Source organism: Delftia sp. S65, assembly GCF_016516495.1.
Lineage (GTDB): Bacteria > Pseudomonadota > Gammaproteobacteria > Burkholderiales > Burkholderiaceae_C > Comamonas > Comamonas acidovorans.
This window is the reverse complement of sequence record NZ_JACVUR010000047.1, coordinates 23,659-46,362: the sequence shown is the minus strand read 5'-3', so window position 1 is coordinate 46,362 and position 22,704 is coordinate 23,659. Positions and strand designations below refer to the sequence as shown.

Genomic DNA, 22,704 nt, shown 5'->3' with positions numbered 1-22,704 from the left:
TGCCCCCCCCCAAACGCCACCCCCTCCCCCCCCCCCCCCGCGCCGGGGGCGCCGCGCCTGGACCCCGTCCAGGCCCTCTCCAGAGATTGACATGCATATGCTCAAGACCAGCGCGCTGGCATGCGCCGTGGCCCTTGCGGGCTGCGGCGCCATCACGCGCACCCCCTACGAAGCGCCCCAGGTGGCGCTGCCCGCGCAGTTCGAACATGCGCAGGCATCGTCCCCGGCAGCCACGCCAACGCCCACGCCCATGACCGATGCCTGGTGGCGCGGCTTCGCCGATCCACGGCTCGATGCCTGGATTGACCTGGCGCTGGCGCGCAACCCTGACATGGCCACGGCCGGCATCCGCGTGCGGCGTGCCGCGCTGCAGGCGCAACTGGCAGGCCATGCGCTGCTGCCCCAGCCCAGCGGCAGCGCAGGCACGGGCGCCAGCCGCCCGCTGTCGGGCAGCCAGCGCAGCACCCTGGAGAACGCCAGCGCCACACTGGGCGTGGCCTGGGAGCTGGACCTGTTCGACCGGCTGGGCGCGCAGCGCGATGCCGCCGTCTTCGAAGCACAGGCCAGCGTGCAGGACAAGGATGCCGTGGCGCTGTCGCTGACCACCACCACGGCCAGCCTGTACTGGCAACTGGCGCTGGCCAACGAGCGCCTGGACATGTCACGCCAAAGCCTGGAGTACGTGCGCCGCACGATCGACCTGGTGCAGGCCCAGTACCGCAGCGGCGCAGTGTCCGGCCTGGAGCTGCGCGAGGCCCGGCAAGCCCTGGCCGAGCAGCAGGCCCTGCTGAGCCAATACACCCAGGCCCGCGCCGAACTGCGCCAGGCATTGGCCGAATTGCTGCAGGGAGCCGAGCCACCCGGCGGCGAGCCCCTGGCGCTGCCCGTGGCCGATCTGCCCGCCGTGCAGCCAGGCCTGCCCGCCGACCTGCTGGGACGCCGCCCCGACCTGCGCGCCGCCGAACTGCGGCTGCGCGGCGCCCTGGCCGGCAGCGATGCCACGGCAGCCAGCTACTACCCGCGGCTGTCGCTCACCGGCAGCCTGGGCACCTCCAGCAGCACCCTGCTCGATGTGCTGGCCAATCCCGTGGCGGCCCTGGGCGCCAACCTGGCCCTGCCGTTTCTCAATGTGCGCGAGATGCGGCTGAACACCGCCATTGCACGCAGCCAGTACGAAGAGGCGGTGGTCAACTTCCGCAAAACGCTGTACGCCGCGTTGGCCGAAACGGAAAAATCCCTGTCCGCCCGCACCGAACTGGCCCGCCAGGAAGAGGCCCAGCAGCGCGCCACGCAGGAATCCGTGGAAATCACGCGGCTGTACGAGGCGCGCTACCGCGCCGGCCAGGTGCCGCTGCGCACCTGGCTGGACGCCCAGGAGCGCCGCCGCGCAGCGCAGCTGGCCCTGTCCGCGCTGCACCTGGCACGCCTGCAGAACCAGCTCACGCTGCACAAGGCCCTAGGCGGAGGGTGGCCGGCTTCCTGAAGCCACCACCCAGGGTCCGCCAGAGTCAGAACGAATGCGCCATGCCCACGTAGAAGCCGGTCTGGCTGCCGCCCGGCGCCGGGTTGTTGTTGGTGGTCTCCACCGAGAAGTTCGCATTGCCGCCATTGCGCACATTGCCCACGCTGGCGTACAGCAGCGTGCGCCTGGACAGCGCGTAGTCGGCGCCCGCCATGAACAGGTTGGCGCTGCCGCCGCCGTTGTTGACCGTGGTGCGGTAGCCCGCCCCGATCAGCGTCAGCGGGCCTGACACCTTGTAGCGCGCGCCCATCCAGTACTGCCGCGCCTTGTTGGGCACGCCGGCCGCGCTGTCGGGCGCGGACAGCTGCTCATAGCCCGCGAACAGCTTGAGCGCGGACAGCGTCACCGTGCCGCCCAGCGTCAGGTTGCGGGAGGTGGTGTACAGATCGCTGAAGCGGCCATTGGCATCGCGGGCCACATCGTAGATGGCGCGCAACTCGAACGTGGGCGCGGTATAGGACACGGACAGCGCATCCTTGCGCAGCCGCGATGCGCCCTGCGGCTGCTCGCCCAGGCCGGTCAGCGCCAGCACGCGCAGGCCGCCCCAGCTGGGCGTCTCGTAGGAAATCATGTTGTCATGCCCGCCCCAGTTGCGCCCCCGCACCAGCGTGGCCGAGCCGATGAACTGCTGGCCCGTGGGGTCCAGCGCCCAGTGCGCATCCGAGATCGACAGGTCCTTGCCCAGCTTCAGCGTGCCCCAGCCGCTGCGCAGGCCCACGAAGGTGCGGCGGTTGAAGAAACCTGCGCCGTTGAATTTGGCATCGTCGATGCTGAAGCCCGACTCCAGCGTGAACAGCGCATGCAGCCCGCCGCCCAGGTCCTCCTCCCCCTTGAAACCCAGCATGCTCGTGCCCCACTGGTTGCCCACGGCCCGCCACAGATTGCCAGAGCCCCCCGTGGCCGGGTCGTACACATTGCTCTGGTAGTCCACCCCCGCGACCACACGCCCATAGAGCGTGACCGAACTCTGGGCCTGGGCCGCCAGGGCCGTGCCCAGCGCCAGCGCGGCCAGGCCAGCGCTGCGGATCATGCGTTTATTCATCTCCCTCTCCTCCTTGACATTGCCGATTGGCGAAAATCCCCATGGCCGCAGCACGGCTGCCATGGGGAGCAGCTTGAAACCGGTCGCCAGCCCTTTTTCTTGTGCTTCTTGTTCTTGTGCTTCTTGTTCTTGCGGGCGCATGCAGTCCCGTGGTTGCGATGCCCTGCAGGCTGCTTTCATGAATTCTCCGCAGGGATGGCGCCGGGCCTGAACGATTCATGCGCAGACCTATGCATTTGCGGCGCGGGCGCCCCGGTGTTTTCCCCTGGAAGGGGGCTGAGCGACGTTCGGGGATGGGGCATGGCCGCCGGATGCTCATTCCGCCGCAGCATCGGCCAGCCGGAAGATGCAGGCCATGGGAGTCCACTTGTCGCCGGGCGGTGTCCAGGGCGTGGGCGCCTGGAAGGTCCACATCAGCGCCTCCCATTTGCGCAGCTTCGGGTCGATGGCAGCGGCCAGGGACATGGCCCGGGGGTCATGCACCGCGCCATCGGTTTCCATCACCATCACCATGCGCGTGCCAAGGCGGTGGATTTCCATGACGGTGACGCCATGGCTGCGCAGATGCGCCGCCACCTCCGGCCAGATCCGGCGGTGCAGGGCTTCGTACCGGGCGATCAGCGCCGGGTCATCCCTGAGGTCGAGTGCAAGGCATTGGCGCATGGCGTCTCCATGGTGGTCAGGTCAGCGCGCGGTCCAGGTGGGTATAGCCGCCATCGACGAACAGCCATTGCCCCGTGGTGTGCGATGCCCGCTCGGACAGAAGAAAGACGACCGTGTCCGCAATCTCCTCGGCCGCCGTCATGCGCCGGCCCAACGGAATCCGGGCGCTGATCTGTTCCAGCTGGCGCCCGGGGTCATCGAAGCGGCCCAGCCAGTGCAGGTACATCGGCGTCATCACCTCGGCGGGCACCACGGCATTGACGCGCACGCCATCGGCTGCCAGCGCGGCAGCCCATTCGCGCGTCAGCGAGAGCTGGGCCCCCTTGGCCGCGCAGTAGCCGCTGGCCTGGCCCTGCCCGGTCAGCGCGGTCTTGGACGAGATGTTGACGATGGCGCCACGGCTGGCCTTGAGGTGCGGCAGGCAATGGTGGGCCATGACGTAGTAGTGCACCAGGTTGGCCTGCAGCGAGCGCACGAAGGCGTCGCGCCCTGCCTCCAGGCCCACGCCGTCATTGATGCCCGCGTTGTTCACCAGGCCGTCGATGTGGCCGCAGTCCGCCGCAGCGCGGGCCACCATCTCCCCGCATGCCTGTTCATCGACCAGGTCGAAGCGGAAGTGGCGGGCCCGGGGCTGCAGCTCCATGAGCTGCGCCTCGAACCGCGCGGACATGGTGTCCTTGCCGCAGATCAGCGGAACCGCACCTTCACCGGCCAGCCGCAGCGAGATGGCCGCCCCGATGCCGCTGGCACCGCCCGTGACGATGAAGATCTTGTCTTTCAGGTTCAGGTCCATGCTGCCTCCCATGTGGTCAGGTCATGCCTTGCGGCTGCAGGCCGTAGCAGCGCGCGGCGGTGCCGCCCCACAGCGCCTCGCGCTCGGAGGCCGACAGCCGCGACGACGCCCAACCATGCACCAACTCAAAGACCGTGGCGTATGGCGCGGCCAGCAGGCAGACCGGCCAGTTGGAGCCGAACATCAGCCGCTGCGGACCGAACACCTGCAAGGCCGTGTCCAGGCATTGGAGCAGGCATGCCCGGTCAGGCTCGCGCAGGCCGGATCGCCAGTCGGCCTCGGTCACCAGGCCCGAGAGCTTGCACGCGACATGCGACAGCGGGGCGAAGCGCTGCAGCGATGCCTGCCAGCGGCCGAACGCGGCCTGGGCCTGGCCCTTGTGCTGGTCCCGGGCCAGCCCGGCCAGTGGCGGCTTGCCCAGGTGATCCAGCACCATCCAATGCGCGTCATGCCGTGCACACAAGGCGGCGGCCGAGTCCATCTGGTGGTCGAACACCAGCACGTCATAGGCCCAGCCCTGGCGCTGCAGCACGGACAGACCGCGTGCGAATGCTGCAGAGCACAGAAAAGCCGAGGCATCAGGCTCATCCTGCACCTGATGACGCCACCCGCACAGCGCCGGCTCGGCACGCCAGGACTGCAGGCGCTCGCCAATGCCGTCGCAGGCCAGATCCTCCCATCCCACGACGCCGCAAATCCCGCTGTGCCGCTGCGCCAGATCCAGCAGGTATCGCGTTTCATCGACACTGCCCCTGGCCTGCACGGCAATCGCGCCGTTCAGGCCGCAGGCTTCCAACTGCGGCAATACCTGCTCCGGCGTGCAATCCACCGCCAGCGCCTGCATGCCCTCGCCTATCCAGGGATAGTCCCGGGCGCTGTAATGCCAGAAGTGCAGATGCGCGTCTATGCGCTGAAGGGAAGGTGCTTCGTCCATGGCTCAGGCCGGGAAGCGGTATCTGTGGAGAGAATCCGGCTTCATCGTGATGGAAAAGCCAGGCGCACCGGGAGGCATATAGGCCGCATTGCGCACCACGCAGGGATCCACAAAGTGCTCGTGCAGATGGTCCACGTACTCGATCACGCGCCCCTCACGCGTGCCGGACACGCAGACGAAATCGATCATGGACAGATGCTGCACATACTCGCAAAGGCCCACGCCCCCGGCATGCGGACACACGGGCAGACCGTACTTTGCGGCCAGCAGGAGTACCAGCAGCACCTCGTTGACCCCTCCCAGCCGGCAGGCGTCGATCTGCACCACGTCGATGGCGCCACGCATGATGAACTGCTTGAAGAGAATGCGGTTCTGGCACATCTCTCCAGAGGCGACCTGGACTGGGGCAACGGCTTCGCGCACCGCGCGGTGGCCCTCCACATCGTCAGGGCTGGTCGGCTCCTCGATGAACCAGGGCCTGGCAAAGGCCAACTCCCGCACCCAGCCGATGGCCTGCCCCACCTCCCAGGCCTGGTTGGCGTCGATCATCAGCTGGCGGTCCGGCCCCAGCACCTCGCGCGCGATGGACACGCGCCGGATGTCGTCCTGCAGGCTGCGCCCCACCTTGAGCTTGACGTGGTTGAAGCCGCCGGCCACCGCTTCGCGGCACAGGCGGCGCAGCTTGTCGTCGTCATAGCCCAGCCAGCCGGCGGAGGTCGTGTAGCAGGGATAGCCCTCGCGCTCCAGCACGCCGATGCGCTCGGCCTTGCGCGGCGACTGGCGATGCAGCAGCTCCAGCGCCTGGGCTTCGGTCAGGGCATCCGTCATGTAGCGGAAGTCCAGCGCGCGGACGAACTCCTCGGGCGTGAAATCGGCCACCAGGCGCCACAGCGGCTTGCCCTCGGCCTTGGCCCACAGGTCCCACACGGCATTGACCACGGCGCCGGTGGCCAGGTGCATCGCCCCCTTGTCCGGGCCGATCCAGCGCAACTGGCTGTCGGAGGTGATGTGGCGCCAAAAGCGCCCCATGTCCTGGCGGACCCAGTCGAGCTCCACGCCCTCCACCAGGTGCCGCATGGCCGCGATGGCGGCGCAGCAGACCTCGTTGCCGCGCCCGATGGTGAAGGTCAGCCCGTGCCCCTCAAGGCCGGGCGTGTCCGTCTCCAGGATCACATAGGCGGCGGAGTAGTCCGGGTCCGGGTTCATGGCGTCAGACCCATCCAGGTGCCTGGAGGTCGGAAAGCGCACATCGAGCACGCGCAGGGACAGGATTCGCGTCATGGTCTTCTCAGGCCTTGCCGGTTGTCGAGGGACTCGGTTGCTCGCGGGCCGCCACCATGGTCTGGCGCTGCTCGCCCAGGCCGGCGATGCCCAGCCGCATGGCCTGCCCGGCACGCAGGTACATGGGCGGCTTCTGGCCCATGCCCACGCCCGGCGGCGTGCCGGTGGAGATCACATCGCCCGGTTGCAGACTCATGAAGCGGCTCAGATAGCTGACGAGAAAGGCCACGCCGAACACCATGGTGGCCGTGCTGCCGTCCTGCATGCGCCGGCCGTCCACATCCAGCCACATGCGCAGCGCCTGCGGATCGGGCACCTCGTCGGCCGTGACCAGCCAGGGCCCCAGCGGGCCGAAGCCGTCGCAGCCCTTGCCCTTGTCCCAGGTGCCGCCGCGCTCGAGCTGGTACTCGCGCTCGGAGATGTCGTTGACCACGCAATAGCCCGCCACGTGCTCCATGGCCCGGGCCTCGTCGATATGGCGCCCGCCCTGGCCGATGACCACGCCAAGCTCCACCTCCCAATCCGTCTTCACGGAGCCGGGCGGAATCTCGATGGCGTCGTCCGGGCCGCAGATGGCACTGGTCCACTTGCCAAACACCACGGGCTCGGGCGGCACCTGCATGCCGGCCTCGGCCGCATGGTCCGAGTAGTTGAGGCCTATGCACACGAACTTGCCCACCCGCCCCACGCAGGGGCCCAGACGCAACGCGTGCTGCGGCACGCCTTCCACCAGGGGCAGTTGCAAGGGGTCCAGGGCGCCCAGTTGCGCCAGGCTGTCCGGCAGCAGCACAGGACCGGCAATGTCGTCCACCGCGCCCGAGAGGTCGCGCACACTCCCTTGCGCGTCAAGCAGGCCCGGTCTTTCATGGCCCCTGGGGCCGTATCGCAGCAATTTCATGGCGCGCTCCTGTGCAGTTCAGTTGGACCAGCCACCGTCGATCACGCTCAGCGTGCCGGTGACGAAGCGGGATTCATCGCTGGCGAGGTAGGTGGCCAGCGCGGCGATCTCCTCGGGCTGGCCTACCCGCCCCATGGGCTGGCGCGCCACGAAGGCCGCGCGCACCTGCTGCAGCGGCACGCCCTGCTGCCGGGCCTGGCCGGCGATGCGCGCCTGCAGCGACGGGGACTCCACCGTGCCAGGGCAGATGGCGTTGCAGCGTATGCCTCGCGTAACGAAGTCGGCCGCCACGGCCTTGGTCAGCCCGACCACGGCGGCCTTGGTAGCGCCATAGGCATGGCGAAGGGGCACGCCCTTCACGCTGGAGGCCGCAGACGACATGTTGATGATCGATCCGCCGCCCTGGGCCAGCATGGCAGGCAGCAGGGCGCGGATGATGCGGTGCATGGAGGTGACGTTGAGCTGCCACGCAAAGGCCCAGTCCTCGTCGCTGCAGTCCAGGATGCTGCCGTGGTGCACGAAGCCCGCGCAGTTGAGCAGTGCGTCGAAGGCCCTCTCCTGCCCGGCCAGTGCCAGGATGTCTTGCGCATCGGTCACATCCAGCCGCCGCGTACGCAGGCCGTCACGTCCCTCCAGTTCTGCCAGCGCCTGCATGTCGATGTCGGTGGCCAGCACGCTGGCCCCCTCGCGGGCAAACATCAGCGCGCAGGCACGCCCTATGCCCTGCCCGGCTGCGGTGACGAGAATGTGTTTGCCGCCAAGTCTCATGAAGCCTTCCTTCCCTTGGAAACAGGTTCCAGGTTCTGCATGGGCGATGTGCGGGGCCGGCACCTATTGCTGCTGCTCGCCCGTGAGCCTGGCCAGCATCAGGGCGCCGAGGATGATGGCGCCGTAGATCGCCTGTATCCAGAACGATGGGACCTGGGCCAGCGTCAGCAGGTTCTGCACCACGCCCAGCAGCAGCACGCCGCACAGCGCGCCCGACATGGAGCCCTTGCCGCCGTCGAGCGAAATCCCGCCGATGACGGCCGCCGCGAACACCGTGAAAATCATCGAGCTGCCCTGGTTGGCATTGATCGCGCCCACATAGCCCGTGACCACCAGCCCACCCACTGCGGCCAGCACGCCGGCCAGCACGAAGACGCCCCAGGTAATACGGTCCACATTGATGCCCGCCGCGCGCGCCGCATGGGGGTTGCCCCCAATCGCATACAGCGCGCGGCCCAGCCGGTGGTGGCGCAGCACCACGGCGGCCGTGCCGAACGCCAGCGCCGCCAGCCAGACCGACAGCGGCAGCCCCAGCAGCGTGGCCGTGGCCAGGGCGAAGAAAGGCTGCGGCATGTCGAACAGGGTGCCGCCCCTGGTCGCGCCCACCAGCACGCCGCGCAGCACGATCAGCATCGCCAGCGTGACGATGAAGGCATTGAGCCGCAGCCTGACGACCAACAGGCCATTGAGAAAACCCGTGCATGCGCCCACGGCCGCGATGGCCAGCAGCCCCGCCGCCACCGGCCATTCCGTGCCAAAGCCCCCCGAGGCTGCGGGAATCACCAGCATGGCGCCCACCGCCGGCGCAATGCCCACCGTGGACTCCACCGACAGATCGAACTTGCCCGTGATGATGATCAGCGACTCCGCCAACACCACCAGCGCCAGGGCTGCCGAGGCCCCCAGTATGCTGACCAGGTTGGCCGGTGTCAGAAAGCTGGGGCTGGTCAAGGCTCCCAGCAAGAACAGCAGGGCCAGCGCAGGGACCAGTGCATAGTCGCGCAGCCGGTGCAGGGCGGGCCGCCCGGCGGCCGGCATGGGCACAGCCGTGTTCGACGAGACAAAGGCTTCAGTGCGCATGCAGGCTCACTCCTTCCATGGATGCAATCAGTTCACCGTCGTCCCAACCTCTGGCGAGTTCGGCCACCACATGGCCATGCGACATCACCAGCACGCGGTCGCAGATGCGCAGGTCGTCCAGCTCGCTGCTCGCCAGCAGCACGGCCCGGCCCAACCTTCGCTCACCCTCCACCACGGCCAGCAATGCCTGCCGGGACTTCACATCCACACCCGCAGTGGGATCGATGAGCACCAGCACATCGGGCTCGCTGGCCAGGGCGCGCGCCATCACCACCTTCTGCTGGTTGCCGCCCGACAGGCCGGACACGGCCTGCTGCGGCCCGCTGGCCGCCACATCGAGCGCACGCATGGCCGACAGTGCCGCCGCCTGCCGGCGCGCTGGCGCAACGAAGCCGAACCGGCCCAGCCTGTCCATGATGGTCATGGTTGCGTTCTCGGCAATGGACTGCCCCGGCACCAGGCCCTGGCGGTGCCTGTCCTGCGGCACGCAACCCACGCCGTGCGCCAGCGCGGCGCCCACATCACCGGGCGGCAGCACGCGGCCTGACACCAGGATCCGGCCCGCCGTCGTGCGCCGCAGACCCGCTACCGCCTCACCCACGGCCGTGCGCCCGCTGCTGGTGGAGCCTGTCAGCCCCACGATCTCGCCACGCCGCACCTGCAGGCTGACAGCCCCGAAACCCTTGCCGCACACCTGCTGCAGCGCCAGCACCACGGGGGCAACGCCCGTGCCCCAGCCTGCCGGGGGTGCGTGGGCGGCGCAAGGCGAGCCGGCCAGGCTGTCCCGCTCGCCGGTCATGGCCTCGATCAGTGCCCGCCGGGGCAACTGCGCCACCGGCGCCGTCACCACATGGCGCGCATCGCGCAGCACGGTCACCGTCTGGCAAATCTCATAGATCTCCTGCAAGTGGTGCGAGATGAAGAGAAACGTGACGCCGCCTTGCTGCAGATCGTGCACGCGCCTGAGCAGCCGCCGCGTCTCGTCGTGGTCAAGCTGCGCCGTGGGCTCGTCCAGGATGATGAAGCGCGCGCCCAGCGACAGCGCCCGTGCGATCTCCACCAGTTGGCGCGCCTCCACCGTCAGATCCCCGGCCAGCGCATCCTCGTGCACATCGATCTGCCAGGCATCCAGCAAGGCCCTTGCCTCGCGCCGCAGCACGCGCCAGGAAATCCAGCCATGGCGCAGCGGCTGCCGGTTGATGAACAGGTTCTCGGCGACAGACAGCTCGCCGATGATGGTCGAATGCTGGTAGACACAGGCCACATGCTGACGCCAGGCCATGCGGTCGGCCACCGCAGGCGCGGGCTGGCCGTTGAAGCGGATGCTTCCCGTGCCGGGCTGGTGCAGGCCGGTCAGCAGGGCGACCAAGGTGGACTTGCCTGCGCCGTTGCGGCCAGCCAGTGCATGCGACTCGCCCGGCATGACCGCCAGGCTCACATCGTGCAAGGCCGTCGTGGAGCCGAAACGCAAGCCGAGCCCACGCGCCTCCATCACCGGCGTGCCTGGTCTGTCAGCCATGAATCCGGGGCGCATCGTCATGGCTGGTTGGCCCACAGCGACTTGTCATCCACGTTGTCGCGCGTCACGACGGGCGCGGGCAACTGGTCCTCCAGAATGCCCGGAGCCACCTCCACGATGCGGCTGCCATGCGGGGTGGGCCCGGGCTTGAACGACTGCCCGGCCAGCGCTGCCTTGATGTAGTACAGGCCGTACTTTGCGTAAAGATCGGCGGGCTGCGAGATGGTGGCGTCGATCTCGCCCTTGCGGATGGCATCCAGCTCCTGGGCGATGCCGTCGTTGCTGATCACCACGATGTGCCGCGGATCGCCGGCCGGATGCAGCAGCCCCCTGCGCCGCAGCGTCTGCAGCGTGGGCGCCAGATAGACGCCGCCTGCGTGCATGTAGATGCCCTTCAGGTCCGGATGCGCGGACAGCAGGCCGTCGAGCGCGGCAGCGGCGGCATCGGACTTCCAGGCCGCGGGAATCTCCAGCACCTGCAGCGCCGGGAAATCCTTCATGCAACTGCGAAAAGCCTCGGCCCGATCACGGCCGTTGACCGATGCCAGGTCCCCCATGATCTGCACCACCTTGCCCGCCTTCACCTGCGCTCCCAGGTACTGGCAGGACCGCGTGCCATAGGCGCGGTTGTCGGCACGCACCACCATCGCCACCTTGCCCCGGGTAGGCGCCACGTCCACCGCCACCACAGGAATCTTCCCCTGCTCGGCCAAGGCGAGCGCTCGACCAATGGCTGCCGAATCCAATGGCGCCACCACCAACCCCTTGGCGCCGAGGTTGATCAGATTGGCCACGTCGGTGATCTGCTGGGCCGGGTCCTGGTTGGAGTTCACCGGCGCCAGGATGTCGACCCCGAGGGCCTTCGCCATTTGCGGGAGGTAGCCGTTGTAGGCCTGCCAGAACGGCGAGGTCAGCAGTGGCAGGTTGACCCCGATCCTGCCCTGCGCCGGGCCGGGCTCCACCGCCAGCGCTGCCCCCGCGCATGCCAGCGCCGCAACAGCGGCTGAGAACCGCCAAGCCATGCCGACCCGTTTGGCCGGAGCCTGGGAAACGCCATGCAGTGCTGCCATGGAACTGGCCTCCTCATGTGTGCCGGGACTCCGGCGGTGCGGCGGTGTGACGGGATCGCCTCTTGCCTATGACCAAAATGCCTTGGTTCGGCAAAATCATTCATCCATGAATTTATTATTTATGAATAAATTAAAACTCGGCACCTATGGTTTACCCAGAGCATTGCCCCGATGCGCAAGGCATCCTCCAAAACAGGATCAGTCCTATCCCGAACGTAAGATCTGCACGCATGAGCAAAGCACTGGACAACGCAGAAGACAGCGAGCGCTACCGCGCGCCGGCACTGGACAAGGGGCTGGACATCCTGGAGCTGCTGGCCGAGCACCCCGATGGACTGACGCGGGCCGAGATCGTCAAGGAACTGGGCCGGGGCCCCAGTGAGATCTATCGCATGCTCGAGCGGCTGGTGGCCCGGCAATACGTGATGCGCTCGGCCGGTGGCGACCGCCATGCGCTCAGCCTCAAGATGTTCGCGCTGGCGCACCGCCACCCGCCCGTCAACCGCCTCGTGACCCAGGCGCTGCCCGTCATGGATGCCTATGCGCGGCAGGCCGAGCAGTCCTGCCACCTGGGCCTCTACGACCGTGGCAATGTCCTGATCGTGGCCCAGGTCCCCGGCCCCGGGAACTGGGGCCTGTCAATCAGGCTGGGCGCACGCGTCGGGCTGCTGGACACCGGGTCAGGCCATGTGCTGCTGGCCTGCCAGACACCCGAACGCCGCACGCAGATGCTGGCCGAGCACACGCCTTTGGAAGGCGAGGTACATCTGCCCGAGGCACAGCTGCACGACATGCTGGAACAGATACGCAGCACGGGCTACAGGCAGAGCGAAAGCCTGCAGTCCTATGGCGTGGTGGACATCTCCTGCCCCATCCTCGGGCCTGATGGCAATGCCATGGCTGTGCTCACATCTCCCTATATCCGGCGGATCGATGGGCATGCAGGTCCCTCGCTGGATGAGGCACGCGGGTACCTGCTGCAGGCAGTGGGTGGGCTCTCTCTCAATAGCGGTCTGCGCGGCGAGGAATGAGTCAGGCGCTTCGTTTCAAATGCGTGGGGCGCTTGCTGTGGCGGCAGGGGTTTCAATCCACGCGGCCGCACGGGGCGCGACGAGCGTCAGGGCCTTGGTGATGCCCTGGCTGGCGCGGTTTCAATCCACGCGCCCGCACGGGGCGCGACGAATGCCAGTCGTTGGCAACCTCCCTCTCCTGCTTGTTTCAATCCACGCGCCCGTACGGGGCGCGACCAGGCGCTCCAGCCCGAAGGCACAGGCCTCCTTATCGTTTCAATCCACGCGCCCGCACGGGGCGCGACCCACGGCCAGGCTCATCCAGGCCCCCTGCCCCATGTTTCAATCCACGCGCCCGCACCGGGCGCGACGCCGAGCGCACGTTTCATGCGACGGACCCATTCCTTGTTTCAATCCACGCGCCCGCACGGGGCGCGACGTGATGCTAACCCTACGCGTCGATACACCCCTGAAGTTTCAATCCACGCGCCCGCACGGGGCGCGACCAACCACTTCTGCATGCCTGCAGGGGTCATGCTGTTTCAATCCACGCGCCCGCACGGGGCGCGACGCCCGACCTGCAGCTGCCAGCGGCTGATGCGGAAGTTTCAATCCACGCGCCCGCACGGGGCGCGACCTGCTCGTGCCGCTTGGCCCAGGCCAGCAGGCAGTTTCAATCCACGCGCCCGCACGGGGCGCGACTCGTCAGCAACGCACGCCCCGGCTGGGGCATGCACGGTTTCAATCCACGCGCCCGCACGGGGCGCGACTTCTGGGGGACAACGCCATGAGATACGAGGCGGGGTTTCAATCCACGCGCCCGCACGGGGCGCGACTGGCCTTCGTCCTGTCTCGGGTGGTCCTCTCGTTGTTTCAATCCACGCGCCCGCACGGGGCGCGACATGAGGCCCGCCTGATATTCGACGGGAAAGCGGGTGTTTCAATCCACGCGCCCGCACGGGGCGCGACTGGCGACGCACTTGAGCAGGTATCGGGCCTGTTCAGTTTCAATCCACGCGCCCGCACGGGGCGCGACACAAGGACAAGGTGACATGCAAGCACTGCCTGCGGTTTCAATCCACGCGCCCGCACGGGGCGCGACAGCAATGGACTTGCCGGCAGCGCCCGCGAAAGCGAGGTTTCAATCCACGCGCCCGCACGGGGCGCGACGACACCGATCTTCATGCGTCAGCCCTCCCTCCGAAGTTTCAATCCACGCGCCCGCACGGGGCGCGACCCTGGACCAGCCCCACAAGATCGCGTGCAAGCTGTTTCAATCCACGCGCCCGCACGGGGCGCGACCGGGCGCCAATGATCGACTTCACCCTGCGCAAGGATGTTTCAATCCACGCGCCCGCACGGGGCGCGACTTGCCGCTTCTGCTGGAGGAACGCTGTGAAGAAGTTTCAATCCACGCGCCCGCACGGGGCGCGACTCGCGCAGCCCACACATCATCTGGGACCTCGATCCGTTTCAATCCACGCGCCCGCACGGGGCGCGACATAAACGCATCCCAATATCCTGTTCGCGTGTATATGTTTCAATCCACGCGCCCGCACGGGGCGCGACGCCAAGCTCTTGCACTACCGCCGCGCCGTGCACGTTTCAATCCACGCGCCCGCACGGGGCGCGACCAGGCCATTGGACGTGACAGCCAGGGCCCAGGTGTTTCAATCCACGCGCCCGCACGGGGCGCGACGTCATCCGCGAGCGCATGACCAAGTCCATGGAGGGTTCAATCCACGCGCCCGCACGGGGCGCGACCGGGACGTAATACAGGGTGCTGATCGAGAAGTCGTTTCAATCCACGCGCCCGCACGGGGCGCGACCAAAAGATCATCGCATCGCTCGGCCCGTTCCTGGAGTTTCAATCCACGCGCCCGCACGGGGCGCGACATCGGCGCGGATGGCGTCCGCATCGGTGCCGCTGGTTTCAATCCACGCGCCCGCACGGGGCGCGACACCGTGGGATCGCATGTCGTGGCCCCGGAAGAAGAGTTTCAATCCACGCGCCCGCACGGGGCGCGACGGCATTCGACTTTGGTGGCACTTGGATATTTTTTGTTTCAATCCACGCGCCCGCACGGGGCGCGACTGCGAAGGTCAGCACGCTGGAGCACCCACTCTCCGTTTCAATCCACGCGCCCGCACGGGGCGCGACGTCATGTGCAGCACAGACAAGCTACCGTAAGTTTCAATCCACGCGCCCGCACGGGGCGCGACATCTTTAGCCTCCCCAGCCCACACGGTCGGGCAGCAGTTTCAATCCACGCGCCCGCACGGGGCGCGACGTATCCGGCAACGTCATTGATGCCGGGAAGACTCGGTTTCAATCCACGCGCCCGCACGGGGCGCGACTGGCGGGCACCAAGACGGGCAGCGTCAAGACGCTGTTTCAATCCACGCGCCCGCACGGGGCGCGACCTGTGCGCAACTGGGGTGGCGTCATCGAGCACCCGTTTCAATCCACGCGCCCGCACGGGGCGCGACCTGTCAGCCGGTCCGAAGTCCGCGTTTGCGTAGTTTCAATCCACGCGCCCGCACGGGGCGCGACGAGTCTGGTCTCGGCGGCAACCGGGATCCAGACGTTTCAATCCACGCGCCCGCACGGGGCGCGACCATGAGGCCTCCTTGCGGCCCGCAGGCCAGAAACGTTTCAATCCACGCGCCCGCACGGGGCGCGACCGGGCCTGGGCCTCGTCCTGGGGCGCCATGGGCGTTTCAATCCACGCGCCCGCACGGGGCGCGACGTGGTGCTTGGGGTCTTCAAGACCAGCACCAAGACGTTTCAATCCACGCGCCCGCACGGGGCGCGACACACATTCTTCCCTGTCTCCCAGTTGGGTTCATCGTTTCAATCCACGCGCCCGCACGGGGCGCGACGCGGCTGCCGCTCGGGGCCGCGACGATGATGTAGTTTCAATCCACGCGCCCGCACGGGGCGCGACCTGGCACGACAAGCGCGCGCCACACCGCGACGACGTTTCAATCCACGCGCCCGCACGGGGCGCGACGCAATACCGGCGAATGTGTTTGTATTAACGCGTAGGTTTCAATCCACGCGCCCGCACGGGGCGCGACCCCGGATCCACCACCAGTCCCAATGGGGGCACCTGTTTCAATCCACGCGCCCGCACGGGGCGCGACGTGTCGACACCCTGTTGACCCTCACATATCGAGAGTTTCAATCCACGCGCCCGCACGGGGCGCGACCATTAATGCACATTGCCCCCGTGATCAGAGGCATTGTTTCAATCCACGCGCCCGCACGGGGCGCGACCGCTTTTGCAGATCACCTGAGCGGCTGGTCTAAAGTTTCAATCCACGCGCCCGCACGGGGCGCGACCTGCCAGCTCTTCCTGCCCTGGGACCATGAAATCGTTTCAATCCACGCGCCCGCACGGGGCGCGACGCGGCGCAACAGTATTTGTCCCGGGAATCAAACGTTTCAATCCACGCGCCCGCACGGGGCGCGACGCACACGCTCCGCGGCGACGTGCGACACCAAGCGTTTCAATCCACGCGCCCGCACGGGGCGCGACCAATGCCACCGCTTGTAATTGACATGGCATCGAAGTTTCAATCCACGCGCCCGCACGGGGCGCGACTTAGTCCACCGGTTTGACCACTTCTCACCGTCTGCGTTTCAATCCACGCGCCCGCACGGGGCGCGACACGAGGAGTCCCCTCATCTCGCGTGTCTGAGTGGTTTCAATCCACGCGCCCGCACGGGGCGCGACTACGAGCCGGTGTGCGCCCGCTGGGCACGCTGGGGGTTTCAATCCACGCGCCCGCACGGGGCGCGACGTCGGGCAGGACGGTGGCGTTCAGGCGCGGGATGTTTCAATCCACGCGCCCGCACGGGGCGCGACTGCAGCTGCGGTATCGCAGGTCGACGACGTCGGAGTTTCAATCCACGCGCCCGCACGGGGCGCGACAATCTCACGCACCACGGTGGTCAGGATTTCGATGTTTCAATCCACGCGCCCGCACGGGGCGCGACAGACGCTCAACGCCGGGTTCCTGGTGCGCCTGGACGTTTCAATCCACGCGCCCGCACGGGGCGCGACGCCCTGGCCGTTGCAGTGCCTGCACGCGGGATTGTTTCAATCCACGCGCCCGCACGGGGCGCGACCAGGCGGCCGCACTCGTTGAGCACGCAGCACTCGTAGTTTCAATCCACGCGCCCGCACGGGGCGCGACTATGTTCCCACGGAATTCAATGCGTGGGATGCGCAGTTTCAATCCACGCGCCCGCACGGGGCGCGACTGGGCATCATCGACTGCGACTACCGTGGCGAGCTGTTTCAATCCACGCGCCCGCACGGGGCGCGACCTCCAACTGAGCCACCGCGCCGAGCACTTGAAATGTGTTTCAATCCACGCGCCCGCACGGGGCGCGACCCAGTCTTGTGCAGGGCGATACCCTGGTGGTCTGGTTTCAATCCACGCGCCCGCACGGGGCGCGACCATCCGCGACAAGTGGCTGGCCGACGATGGCGACGTTTCAATCCACGCGCCCGCACGGGGCGCGACCGCCTATCGCCCCGACAGTGGAGCGATTGCCGCCGTTTCAATCCACGCGCCCGCACGGGGCGCGACGCCATCATCATTCCTGCCCACATCGAGGCCGCCGTTTCAATCCACGCGCCCGCACGGGGCGCGACGGGCATGGGGTGGCCTCCTTTGCGGGATCAGCGGGTTTCAATCCACGCGCCCGCACGGGGCGCGACGGTCTTGAGCGCGCGCGACGTGGCCGAGCTGCCAGTTTCAATCCACGCGCCCGCACGGGGCGCGACGTCTGTGACGAGCACGGGCGTGTCCAGTGGGAAGTTTCAATCCACGCGCCCGCACGGGGCGCGACGTGCCGCTGAACCCTATGGAGGATGCCCAATGCGTTTCAATCCACGCGCCCGCACGGGGCGCGACCGGGCGCGACCGGGAATAATGCGGTGCCTGCAAACGTTTCAATCCACGCGCCCGCACGGGGCGCGACACGCCAATGCCGAGATCCCGTTCGTGCTGGGGTTGTTTCAATCCACGCGCCCGCACGGGGCGCGACGCGCTGACGCTGCAGCTCCGCAAGCTCCTCAGCCGTTTCAATCCACGCGCCCGCACGGGGCGCGACACGCGACGGAGCGTGCAGCGGGCTAGGGATAGATGTTTCAATCCACGCGCCCGCACGGGGCGCGACCATGCGCAGCAGTCGTGCGCGATGCCACCAGGGCAGTTTCAATCCACGCGCCCGCACGGGGCGCGACACTGGCTTCCCAACGCTCACGCGGTGAAGGAGTGGTTTCAATCCACGCGCCCGCACGGGGCGCGACGCTGGCGCGGGCGTGCGAAAGCTCGGCCAAGGAAGTTTCAATCCACGCGCCCGCACGGGGCGCGACGGAGACCCGTGCCAAGGTCGATGCGCTGCTCACTGTTTCAATCCACGCGCCCGCACGGGGCGCGACTGGGCAATCCGAAAGATGGACGAAATGGACGCGCTGTTTCAATCCACGCGCCCGCACGGGGCGCGACGCTTTGCTGCGCACATATGCAGTGCGGATTTGCGTTTCAATCCACGCGCCCGCACGGGGCGCGACGCCCAGCATGGCGGCATCGCGTGTGAACTCCTGTCGTTTCAATCCACGCGCCCGCACGGGGCGCGACGCTGCAGGTCCGGGTCAAGGCCGAACTTCACGGAGTTTCAATCCACGCGCCCGCACGGGGCGCGACGCCCGCAGGCCAATGAAAAAGGCCCGTAGCGGTGTTTCAATCCACGCGCCCGCACGGGGCGCGACCAGCGGCACGGCATCGGCGGCATAAAGGAGCATCTGTTTCAATCCACGCGCCCGCACGGGGCGCGACGCCCTCGGCTGCTGTGATCGCGGAGCGCAAGGCGTTTCAATCCACGCGCCCGCACGGGGCGCGACTGCCCAAGGTTCCGGCCTTCTCCATCGCACGGCGTTTCAATCCACGCGCCCGCACGGGGCGCGACCCGGATCTGGACAACCACTGGCCCCTGCTTGTCGGTGTTTCAATCCACGCGCCCGCACGGGGCGCGACGATCAGCACGGCCTTGCCCAGGTCTTCGATGACGTTTCAATCCACGCGCCCGCACGGGGCGCGACCAACGACACGGCAGCGACAAACCAGGCACACCGGGTTTCAATCCACGCGCCCGCACGGGGCGCGACGTGCCGTGCTGATGGCACCAGCGACAATCGCGGGTTTCAATCCACGCGCCCGCACGGGGCGCGACGGCGAGCCAACAAGACCCAGCTCGATAGCTGGGGGTTTCAATCCACGCGCCCGCACGGGGCGCGACACCCCAGCTGCCGCCACGTCGCCATGTTGCAGTTTCAATCCACGCGCCCGCACGGGGCGCGACGCATCGCCCTGGTCATGAAGGGCCCTGCCGTGGTGTTTCAATCCACGCGCCCGCACGGGGCGCGACGCAGCGCGGATTCGGTCCACACAACAGCGTTACGGTTTCAATCCACGCGCCCGCACGGGGCGCGACCACCGGTTGGCGACACGGGCGCCCTGCGCGCGATGTTTCAATCCACGCGCCCGCACGGGGCGCGACGTGGGGAACAGGGTCTCAACAGTTGGCACCGGAGCGTTTCAATCCACGCGCCCGCACGGGGCGCGACGCTGCCAGCGCGCGCATGCTGGACCTCGGCAATGCGTTTCAATCCACGCGCCCGCACGGGGCGCGACGAGCGCACATAACGCTGTGCGCACCCTCTGCATGTTTCAATCCACGCGCCCGCACGGGGCGCGACGGCAGGCAGGAAGGCACGTGCAGGCAGGACAGGAGTTTCAATCCACGCGCCCGCACGGGGCGCGACGCCCGAACTGGTCGAACTTGGCCAGGCTGGCCCAGTTTCAATCCACGCGCCCGCACGGGGCGCGACTCCTGGCCACTGCTGCCACTGGCGCCATGGCTGCGGTTTCAATCCACGCGCCCGCACGGGGCGCGACCATGGCCGCTGGTGTCGTCATCTGGGGCCTGATGTTTCAATCCACGCGCCCGCACGGGGCGCGACACGGGGAGTGGCACATCCGCAATGTCGGCGCGGGGTTTCAATCCACGCGCCCGCACGGGGCGCGACCACATACAATCGCCCCTCCATTGGCCGCATACCAATGTTTCAATCCACGCGCCCGCACGGGGCGCGACCAAGACTGTGGGTGCTGGTATCCGCAGTCTCACTGTTTCAATCCACGCGCCCGCACGGGGCGCGACCTGCAGCGGCACCTCACGCCGATCAAGCAGGAGCTGTTTCAATCCACGCGCCCGCACGGGGCGCGACTTGAGCGCGTAGTCGATGTTCGCGCCACCGGCAAAGTTTCAATCCACGCGCCCGCACGGGGCGCGACCTACGGCAAGTGGCTGCTGGCTACACTGGAGAGCGTTTCAATCCACGCGCCCGCACGGGGCGCGACGGCTGCGCGTGTTGCTGCCGGTATCGTTTTCATGTTTCAATCCACGCGCCCGCACGGGGCGCGACGACATGGAGCGCACCACCGCCGCCATGGCTGCGCAGTTTCAATCCACGCGCCCGCACGGGGCGCGACCCTGGGTGGTAGGTTGGGCGGCTGCCCGTTGGAAGTTTCAATCCACGCGCCCGCACGGGGCGCGACCCCAAGGATGATAAAGACGACAAAAGCGAATGCGAGTTTCAATCCACGCGCCCGCACGGGGCGCGACTGGCAGGTCCAGAAAAGCACCCAGATTCTCGGGAGGTTTCAATCCACGCGCCCGCACGGGGCGCGACTCGCTCCATAGCATGGAACACCTCGAAACCAAGTGGTTTCAATCCACGCGCCCGCACGGGGCGCGACGGGGTACTTATAGAGCAATTTCACCGCTATGAAAAAAGCCAGGCTTCCGCGAACCATACGGCGCTGTCATGCTGCAGGATCGGCGTTCAGCCATTCGCTCGCCCACCCCCTTTTGAAAACAACAGCTTGCGCGGCTGCGAACCTCAAGGGCAGGCGGCGGTCACTTGGGGTTCGCGCGGAGGCTCAGAAGACGAGGGGGGCGTCGAGGTCCAGCACGGGCTTTGCGCCTATGTGTTCGACCTTGCTGCGCCAGTGTTGGCCCAGGTAGTAGAACCTGAGGCTGTCCTGGGCGGGGTCGATGATTTGCATCAGCCGCGCCTTGAGGGCGACCCATTGCGCGGCGTCCACTTCTATTTCGAAGACGGAGTATTGCGCGCGCTGGCCGAAGTCCCGGCAGGCCTTGGCGATGCGCCGCAGGCGGCGGGCACCATCCGGGTCCTGGGTACGGACGTCATAGCTCACCAGGACCATCATCGGCACACCTCATTTCTCATCGCCGGGCTGCCCCAAGATAAAAAAGCGGCTCCCTCGGGGGGGCAGCGGACCTTGCGCAACAAAGAGAGCGTGGGGGCCATGTTTCATTTCCAAAGGAATGGCGGATAGGCATCGAGATCACCGCGCAGGTGGCGGGCCAGCATTTGCGCCTGGATGAAGGGGAACAGTCCGATGGCGGCTTTTTCTTCGATGAAGGCGTGGCGCAGTTCTTCGCGCTTGCGCTCCTGGTAGGCGGTCAGCACGGTCTTGCGTGATGCTTCGGTCAGCAGGACCGCGCCGTTGTCCATGATCTGGAAGTCGCGCTCACCCAGCTGTTTGCGGTTGATCAGCGACAGTGCCAGCCGGTCCGCCAGCAGGGGGCGAAATTCCTCCAGCAGGTCCAGCGCCAGGCTGGGGCGCCCGGGCCTGTCACGGTGCAGGAAGCCCACGGCGGGGTCCAGGCCCACGCTTTCGAGTGCTGAGCGGCAGTCGTGCGTGACGAGGGTGTAGAGAAAGGACAGCAAGGCATTGACCGCGTCGCGCGGCGGACGCCGGCTGCGCCCCTGAAAGCGCATGGCGGGGCTGTCCACGCGAATGAGCATGTCGAACACGCCGAAATAGGCCTGCGCCGCCTCGCCCTCGTAGCCGCGCAGCATGTCCAGGCTGGTTTCTCCGGGCAGTTTTTCCGCAATGCGCCCCAGGCGCCTGTAGGCGTGCGTCAGTGCTGCCTCGGCTTCGGGCTCCAGCTTGTCGCCGTGGTCACGCAGTGCCCGGCCCAGGACCGCGCGCTGGTTGTGCAGCTTGCCCAGCAGGATGTTGTGGACGATGGCGGCGCAACGGTCCGGATCATCGCTGACCCGGTACTGCTGACGGCGCAGCAGCACGTTACCGGAAACAGGCCCCTCCACCCGCGCAAGAAAGCGCCCGTTGGGCGTGAGAAAGCTGGTGCAGATGCCCTGCTCGGCGCAATAGCCCATCAGCGGTGGAGACACCAGCACGCGCCCGAAGCAGACCAGGCTCTCGAGCATGTGCACCGGCAGCCGGGCACGCTCGCGCTGCTCGACCTCCATTACGATGTTGGCACCGTCCTTGCGCAGCCAGGCGCCTTCGGTGGTCACGTACAGGGTGTTCAGTTGCCGTCGCATGGACCTTCTTCCATCTGCTGGCCCCATTGCGCTGACAGCCAGGCATTGACACTCTGGGTGCGCCCCAACAGCCTGGGCTGGCACAGGTCCAGCAGCGAACAGGCATCGCACAGCCGGGGGCTGTAGCGCGCCGTTGGCGTGGTGCCCGAGTCCAGCATGGAGCGCACCGCGGCAATGGTGCCGCAGGTGAGCTGGCGCAGTTCGTCGTCGAAGCGCACATCGGTGCGCCTGCGGGCCTCGCCGTAGTAAAGGGCGCCCGCCTCTACCGGCTGGCCCAGCATGGACTCCAGGCACAGCGCCTGCGCGCAGAGCTGGACTTCATCGGCACGGTGGGCCTTGGGCCGGCCGCGCTTGTATTCCACGGGAAACGCTCGCTCGCCCTGTCGGCCCTGGTGGAACTCCACCACGTCGGCAATGCCGGTGATGCCCAGGCGCGTCTCGGCCAGCGGCATGGCCGTGACAGTGCGCACACCCTTGCGCCGCTCCGCCTTGGGCTTGTCGGCCTTTTCGTGCAGCAGCCGGCCTTCAGCCGTATGCCGGCTTTCGGCCCACAGCTGCTCGACATGGATGAGGGCGCATTGCCTTGGGCAGTACAAGTAGTGCTGCAATGCCGACAGGGCAATGGCGTCGTCTTCGCTCATGGTGCGTCGGCGGCTTTGCCACCCG

Annotated in this window: 15 protein-coding genes and 1 CRISPR repeat array; of the genes, 2 read left to right on the top strand and 13 right to left on the bottom strand. The window is 67.6% G+C overall.

All coding sequences use genetic code 11. The annotated features are described in order from the left end of the window. Positions 1-91: 91 nt before the first annotated feature. The gene (locus IAE24_RS25790; RefSeq protein WP_199961334.1) at positions 92-1,483 is read left to right on the top strand and encodes an efflux transporter outer membrane subunit; all 1,392 of its coding nucleotides are present in this window, start codon (positions 92-94) and stop codon (positions 1,481-1,483) included. Positions 1,484-1,508: 25 nt separating this feature from the next. On the opposite strand, the gene IAE24_RS25785 is transcribed toward IAE24_RS25790, so the two are convergent. The 10 genes from IAE24_RS25785 to IAE24_RS25740 all read right to left on the bottom strand — a co-directional run bounded on the left by IAE24_RS25785 (position 1,509) and on the right by IAE24_RS25740 (position 11,522). Further along, on the bottom strand, positions 1,509-2,564 hold the full coding sequence (locus IAE24_RS25785; RefSeq protein ID WP_199961335.1) for a porin: 1,056 nt from the start codon (positions 2,562-2,564) through the stop codon (positions 1,509-1,511). A gap of 315 nt (positions 2,565-2,879) precedes the next feature. Then, complete coding sequence (locus IAE24_RS25780; RefSeq protein ID WP_199961336.1) at positions 2,880-3,227, bottom strand: L-rhamnose mutarotase; 348 nt, start codon at positions 3,225-3,227, stop codon at positions 2,880-2,882. 16 nt (positions 3,228-3,243) lie between these two features. Continuing rightward, positions 3,244-4,020: an SDR family oxidoreductase gene (locus IAE24_RS25775; RefSeq protein ID WP_199961337.1), complete on the bottom strand. Its 777-nt coding sequence runs from the start codon at positions 4,018-4,020 to the stop codon at positions 3,244-3,246. A gap of 16 nt (positions 4,021-4,036) precedes the next feature. After that, on the bottom strand, positions 4,037-4,954 hold the full coding sequence (locus tag IAE24_RS25770) for an amidohydrolase family protein (protein ID WP_199961338.1): 918 nt from the start codon (positions 4,952-4,954) through the stop codon (positions 4,037-4,039). Positions 4,955-4,957: 3 nt separating this feature from the next. Beyond that, on the bottom strand, positions 4,958-6,235 hold the full coding sequence (locus tag IAE24_RS25765; RefSeq protein WP_199961339.1) for an L-fuconate dehydratase: 1,278 nt from the start codon (positions 6,233-6,235) through the stop codon (positions 4,958-4,960). A gap of 7 nt (positions 6,236-6,242) precedes the next feature. Beyond that, entirely contained in the window at positions 6,243-7,133 is an 891-nt protein-coding gene (locus tag IAE24_RS25760; protein ID WP_199961340.1) for a fumarylacetoacetate hydrolase family protein, read from the bottom strand. Between the two features lie 18 nt (positions 7,134-7,151). After that, positions 7,152-7,901 (bottom strand): SDR family oxidoreductase, encoded by a 750-nt coding sequence (locus IAE24_RS25755; RefSeq protein ID WP_199961341.1) that lies wholly within the window; start codon positions 7,899-7,901, stop codon positions 7,152-7,154. Positions 7,902-7,964: 63 nt separating this feature from the next. Further along, the gene (locus IAE24_RS25750; protein WP_199961342.1) at positions 7,965-8,981 is read right to left on the bottom strand and encodes an ABC transporter permease; all 1,017 of its coding nucleotides are present in this window, start codon (positions 8,979-8,981) and stop codon (positions 7,965-7,967) included. Next, entirely contained in the window at positions 8,971-10,500 is a 1,530-nt protein-coding gene (locus IAE24_RS25745; RefSeq protein WP_233626271.1) for a sugar ABC transporter ATP-binding protein, read from the bottom strand. The genes IAE24_RS25750 and IAE24_RS25745 overlap by 11 nt, the downstream gene beginning before the upstream one ends. Before the next feature lie 17 nt (positions 10,501-10,517). After that, positions 10,518-11,522, bottom strand: a complete 1,005-nt coding sequence (locus IAE24_RS25740; protein WP_442778748.1) for a sugar ABC transporter substrate-binding protein — start codon at positions 11,520-11,522, stop codon at positions 10,518-10,520. Positions 11,523-11,800: 278 nt separating this feature from the next. Here IAE24_RS25740 and IAE24_RS25735 point away from each other — a divergent pair, with 278 nt between their 5' ends. Next, complete coding sequence (locus tag IAE24_RS25735) at positions 11,801-12,601, top strand: IclR family transcriptional regulator (RefSeq protein ID WP_097203029.1); 801 nt, start codon at positions 11,801-11,803, stop codon at positions 12,599-12,601. A gap of 49 nt (positions 12,602-12,650) precedes the next feature. After that, positions 12,651-20,419: direct repeats of the CRISPR family, unit length 32 nt; unit sequence GTTTCAATCCACGCGCCCGCACGGGGCGCGAC. A 183-nt stretch (positions 20,420-20,602) separates the two neighbouring features. On the opposite strand, the gene cas2 is transcribed toward IAE24_RS25735, so the two are convergent. The 3 genes from cas2 to cas4 all read right to left on the bottom strand — a co-directional run bounded on the left by cas2 (position 20,603) and on the right by cas4 (position 22,679). Continuing rightward, positions 20,603-20,893 (bottom strand): CRISPR-associated endonuclease Cas2, encoded by a 291-nt coding sequence (gene cas2, locus IAE24_RS25730; protein ID WP_016453846.1) that lies wholly within the window; start codon positions 20,891-20,893, stop codon positions 20,603-20,605. 104 nt (positions 20,894-20,997) lie between these two features. After that, positions 20,998-22,038 carry a type I-C CRISPR-associated endonuclease Cas1c gene (gene cas1c, locus IAE24_RS25725; protein WP_199961345.1) on the bottom strand — a complete coding sequence of 347 codons (1,041 nt, stop codon included), beginning with the start codon at positions 22,036-22,038 and terminating at the stop codon, positions 20,998-21,000. Next, positions 22,023-22,679: a CRISPR-associated protein Cas4 gene (gene cas4 / locus IAE24_RS25720; RefSeq protein WP_199961346.1), complete on the bottom strand. Its 657-nt coding sequence runs from the start codon at positions 22,677-22,679 to the stop codon at positions 22,023-22,025. The genes cas1c and cas4 overlap by 16 nt, the downstream gene beginning before the upstream one ends. Between the last annotated feature and the right edge of the window lie 25 nt (positions 22,680-22,704).

Bases quoted from the DNA above. Each gene is read 5' to 3' on its own strand.
- IAE24_RS25790 (WP_199961334.1), top strand. From the start codon at position 92: ATGCATATGCTCAAGACCAGCGCGCTGGCATGCGCCGTGGCCCTTGCG.
- IAE24_RS25750 (WP_199961342.1), bottom strand. From the start codon at position 8,981: ATGCGCACTGAAGCCTTTGTCTCGTCGAACACGGCTGTGCCCATGCCG.
- IAE24_RS25740 (WP_442778748.1), bottom strand. From the start codon at position 11,522: ATGGCTTGGCGGTTCTCAGCCGCTGTTGCGGCGCTGGCATGCGCGGGG.
- cas1c (WP_199961345.1), bottom strand. From the start codon at position 22,038: ATGCGACGGCAACTGAACACCCTGTACGTGACCACCGAAGGCGCCTGG.
- cas4 (WP_199961346.1), bottom strand. From the start codon at position 22,679: ATGAGCGAAGACGACGCCATTGCCCTGTCGGCATTGCAGCACTACTTG.
- cas2 (WP_016453846.1), bottom strand. From the start codon at position 20,893: ATGATGGTCCTGGTGAGCTATGACGTCCGTACCCAGGACCCGGATGGT.
- IAE24_RS25765 (WP_199961339.1), bottom strand. From the start codon at position 6,235: ATGACGCGAATCCTGTCCCTGCGCGTGCTCGATGTGCGCTTTCCGACC.
- IAE24_RS25760 (WP_199961340.1), bottom strand. From the start codon at position 7,133: ATGAAATTGCTGCGATACGGCCCCAGGGGCCATGAAAGACCGGGCCTG.
- IAE24_RS25755 (WP_199961341.1), bottom strand. From the start codon at position 7,901: ATGAGACTTGGCGGCAAACACATTCTCGTCACCGCAGCCGGGCAGGGC.
- IAE24_RS25735 (WP_097203029.1), top strand. From the start codon at position 11,801: ATGAGCAAAGCACTGGACAACGCAGAAGACAGCGAGCGCTACCGCGCG.
- IAE24_RS25770 (WP_199961338.1), bottom strand. From the start codon at position 4,954: ATGGACGAAGCACCTTCCCTTCAGCGCATAGACGCGCATCTGCACTTC.
- IAE24_RS25745 (WP_233626271.1), bottom strand. From the start codon at position 10,500: ATGGCTGACAGACCAGGCACGCCGGTGATGGAGGCGCGTGGGCTCGGC.
- IAE24_RS25775 (WP_199961337.1), bottom strand. From the start codon at position 4,020: ATGGACCTGAACCTGAAAGACAAGATCTTCATCGTCACGGGCGGTGCC.
- IAE24_RS25785 (WP_199961335.1), bottom strand. From the start codon at position 2,564: ATGAATAAACGCATGATCCGCAGCGCTGGCCTGGCCGCGCTGGCGCTG.
- IAE24_RS25780 (WP_199961336.1), bottom strand. From the start codon at position 3,227: ATGCGCCAATGCCTTGCACTCGACCTCAGGGATGACCCGGCGCTGATC.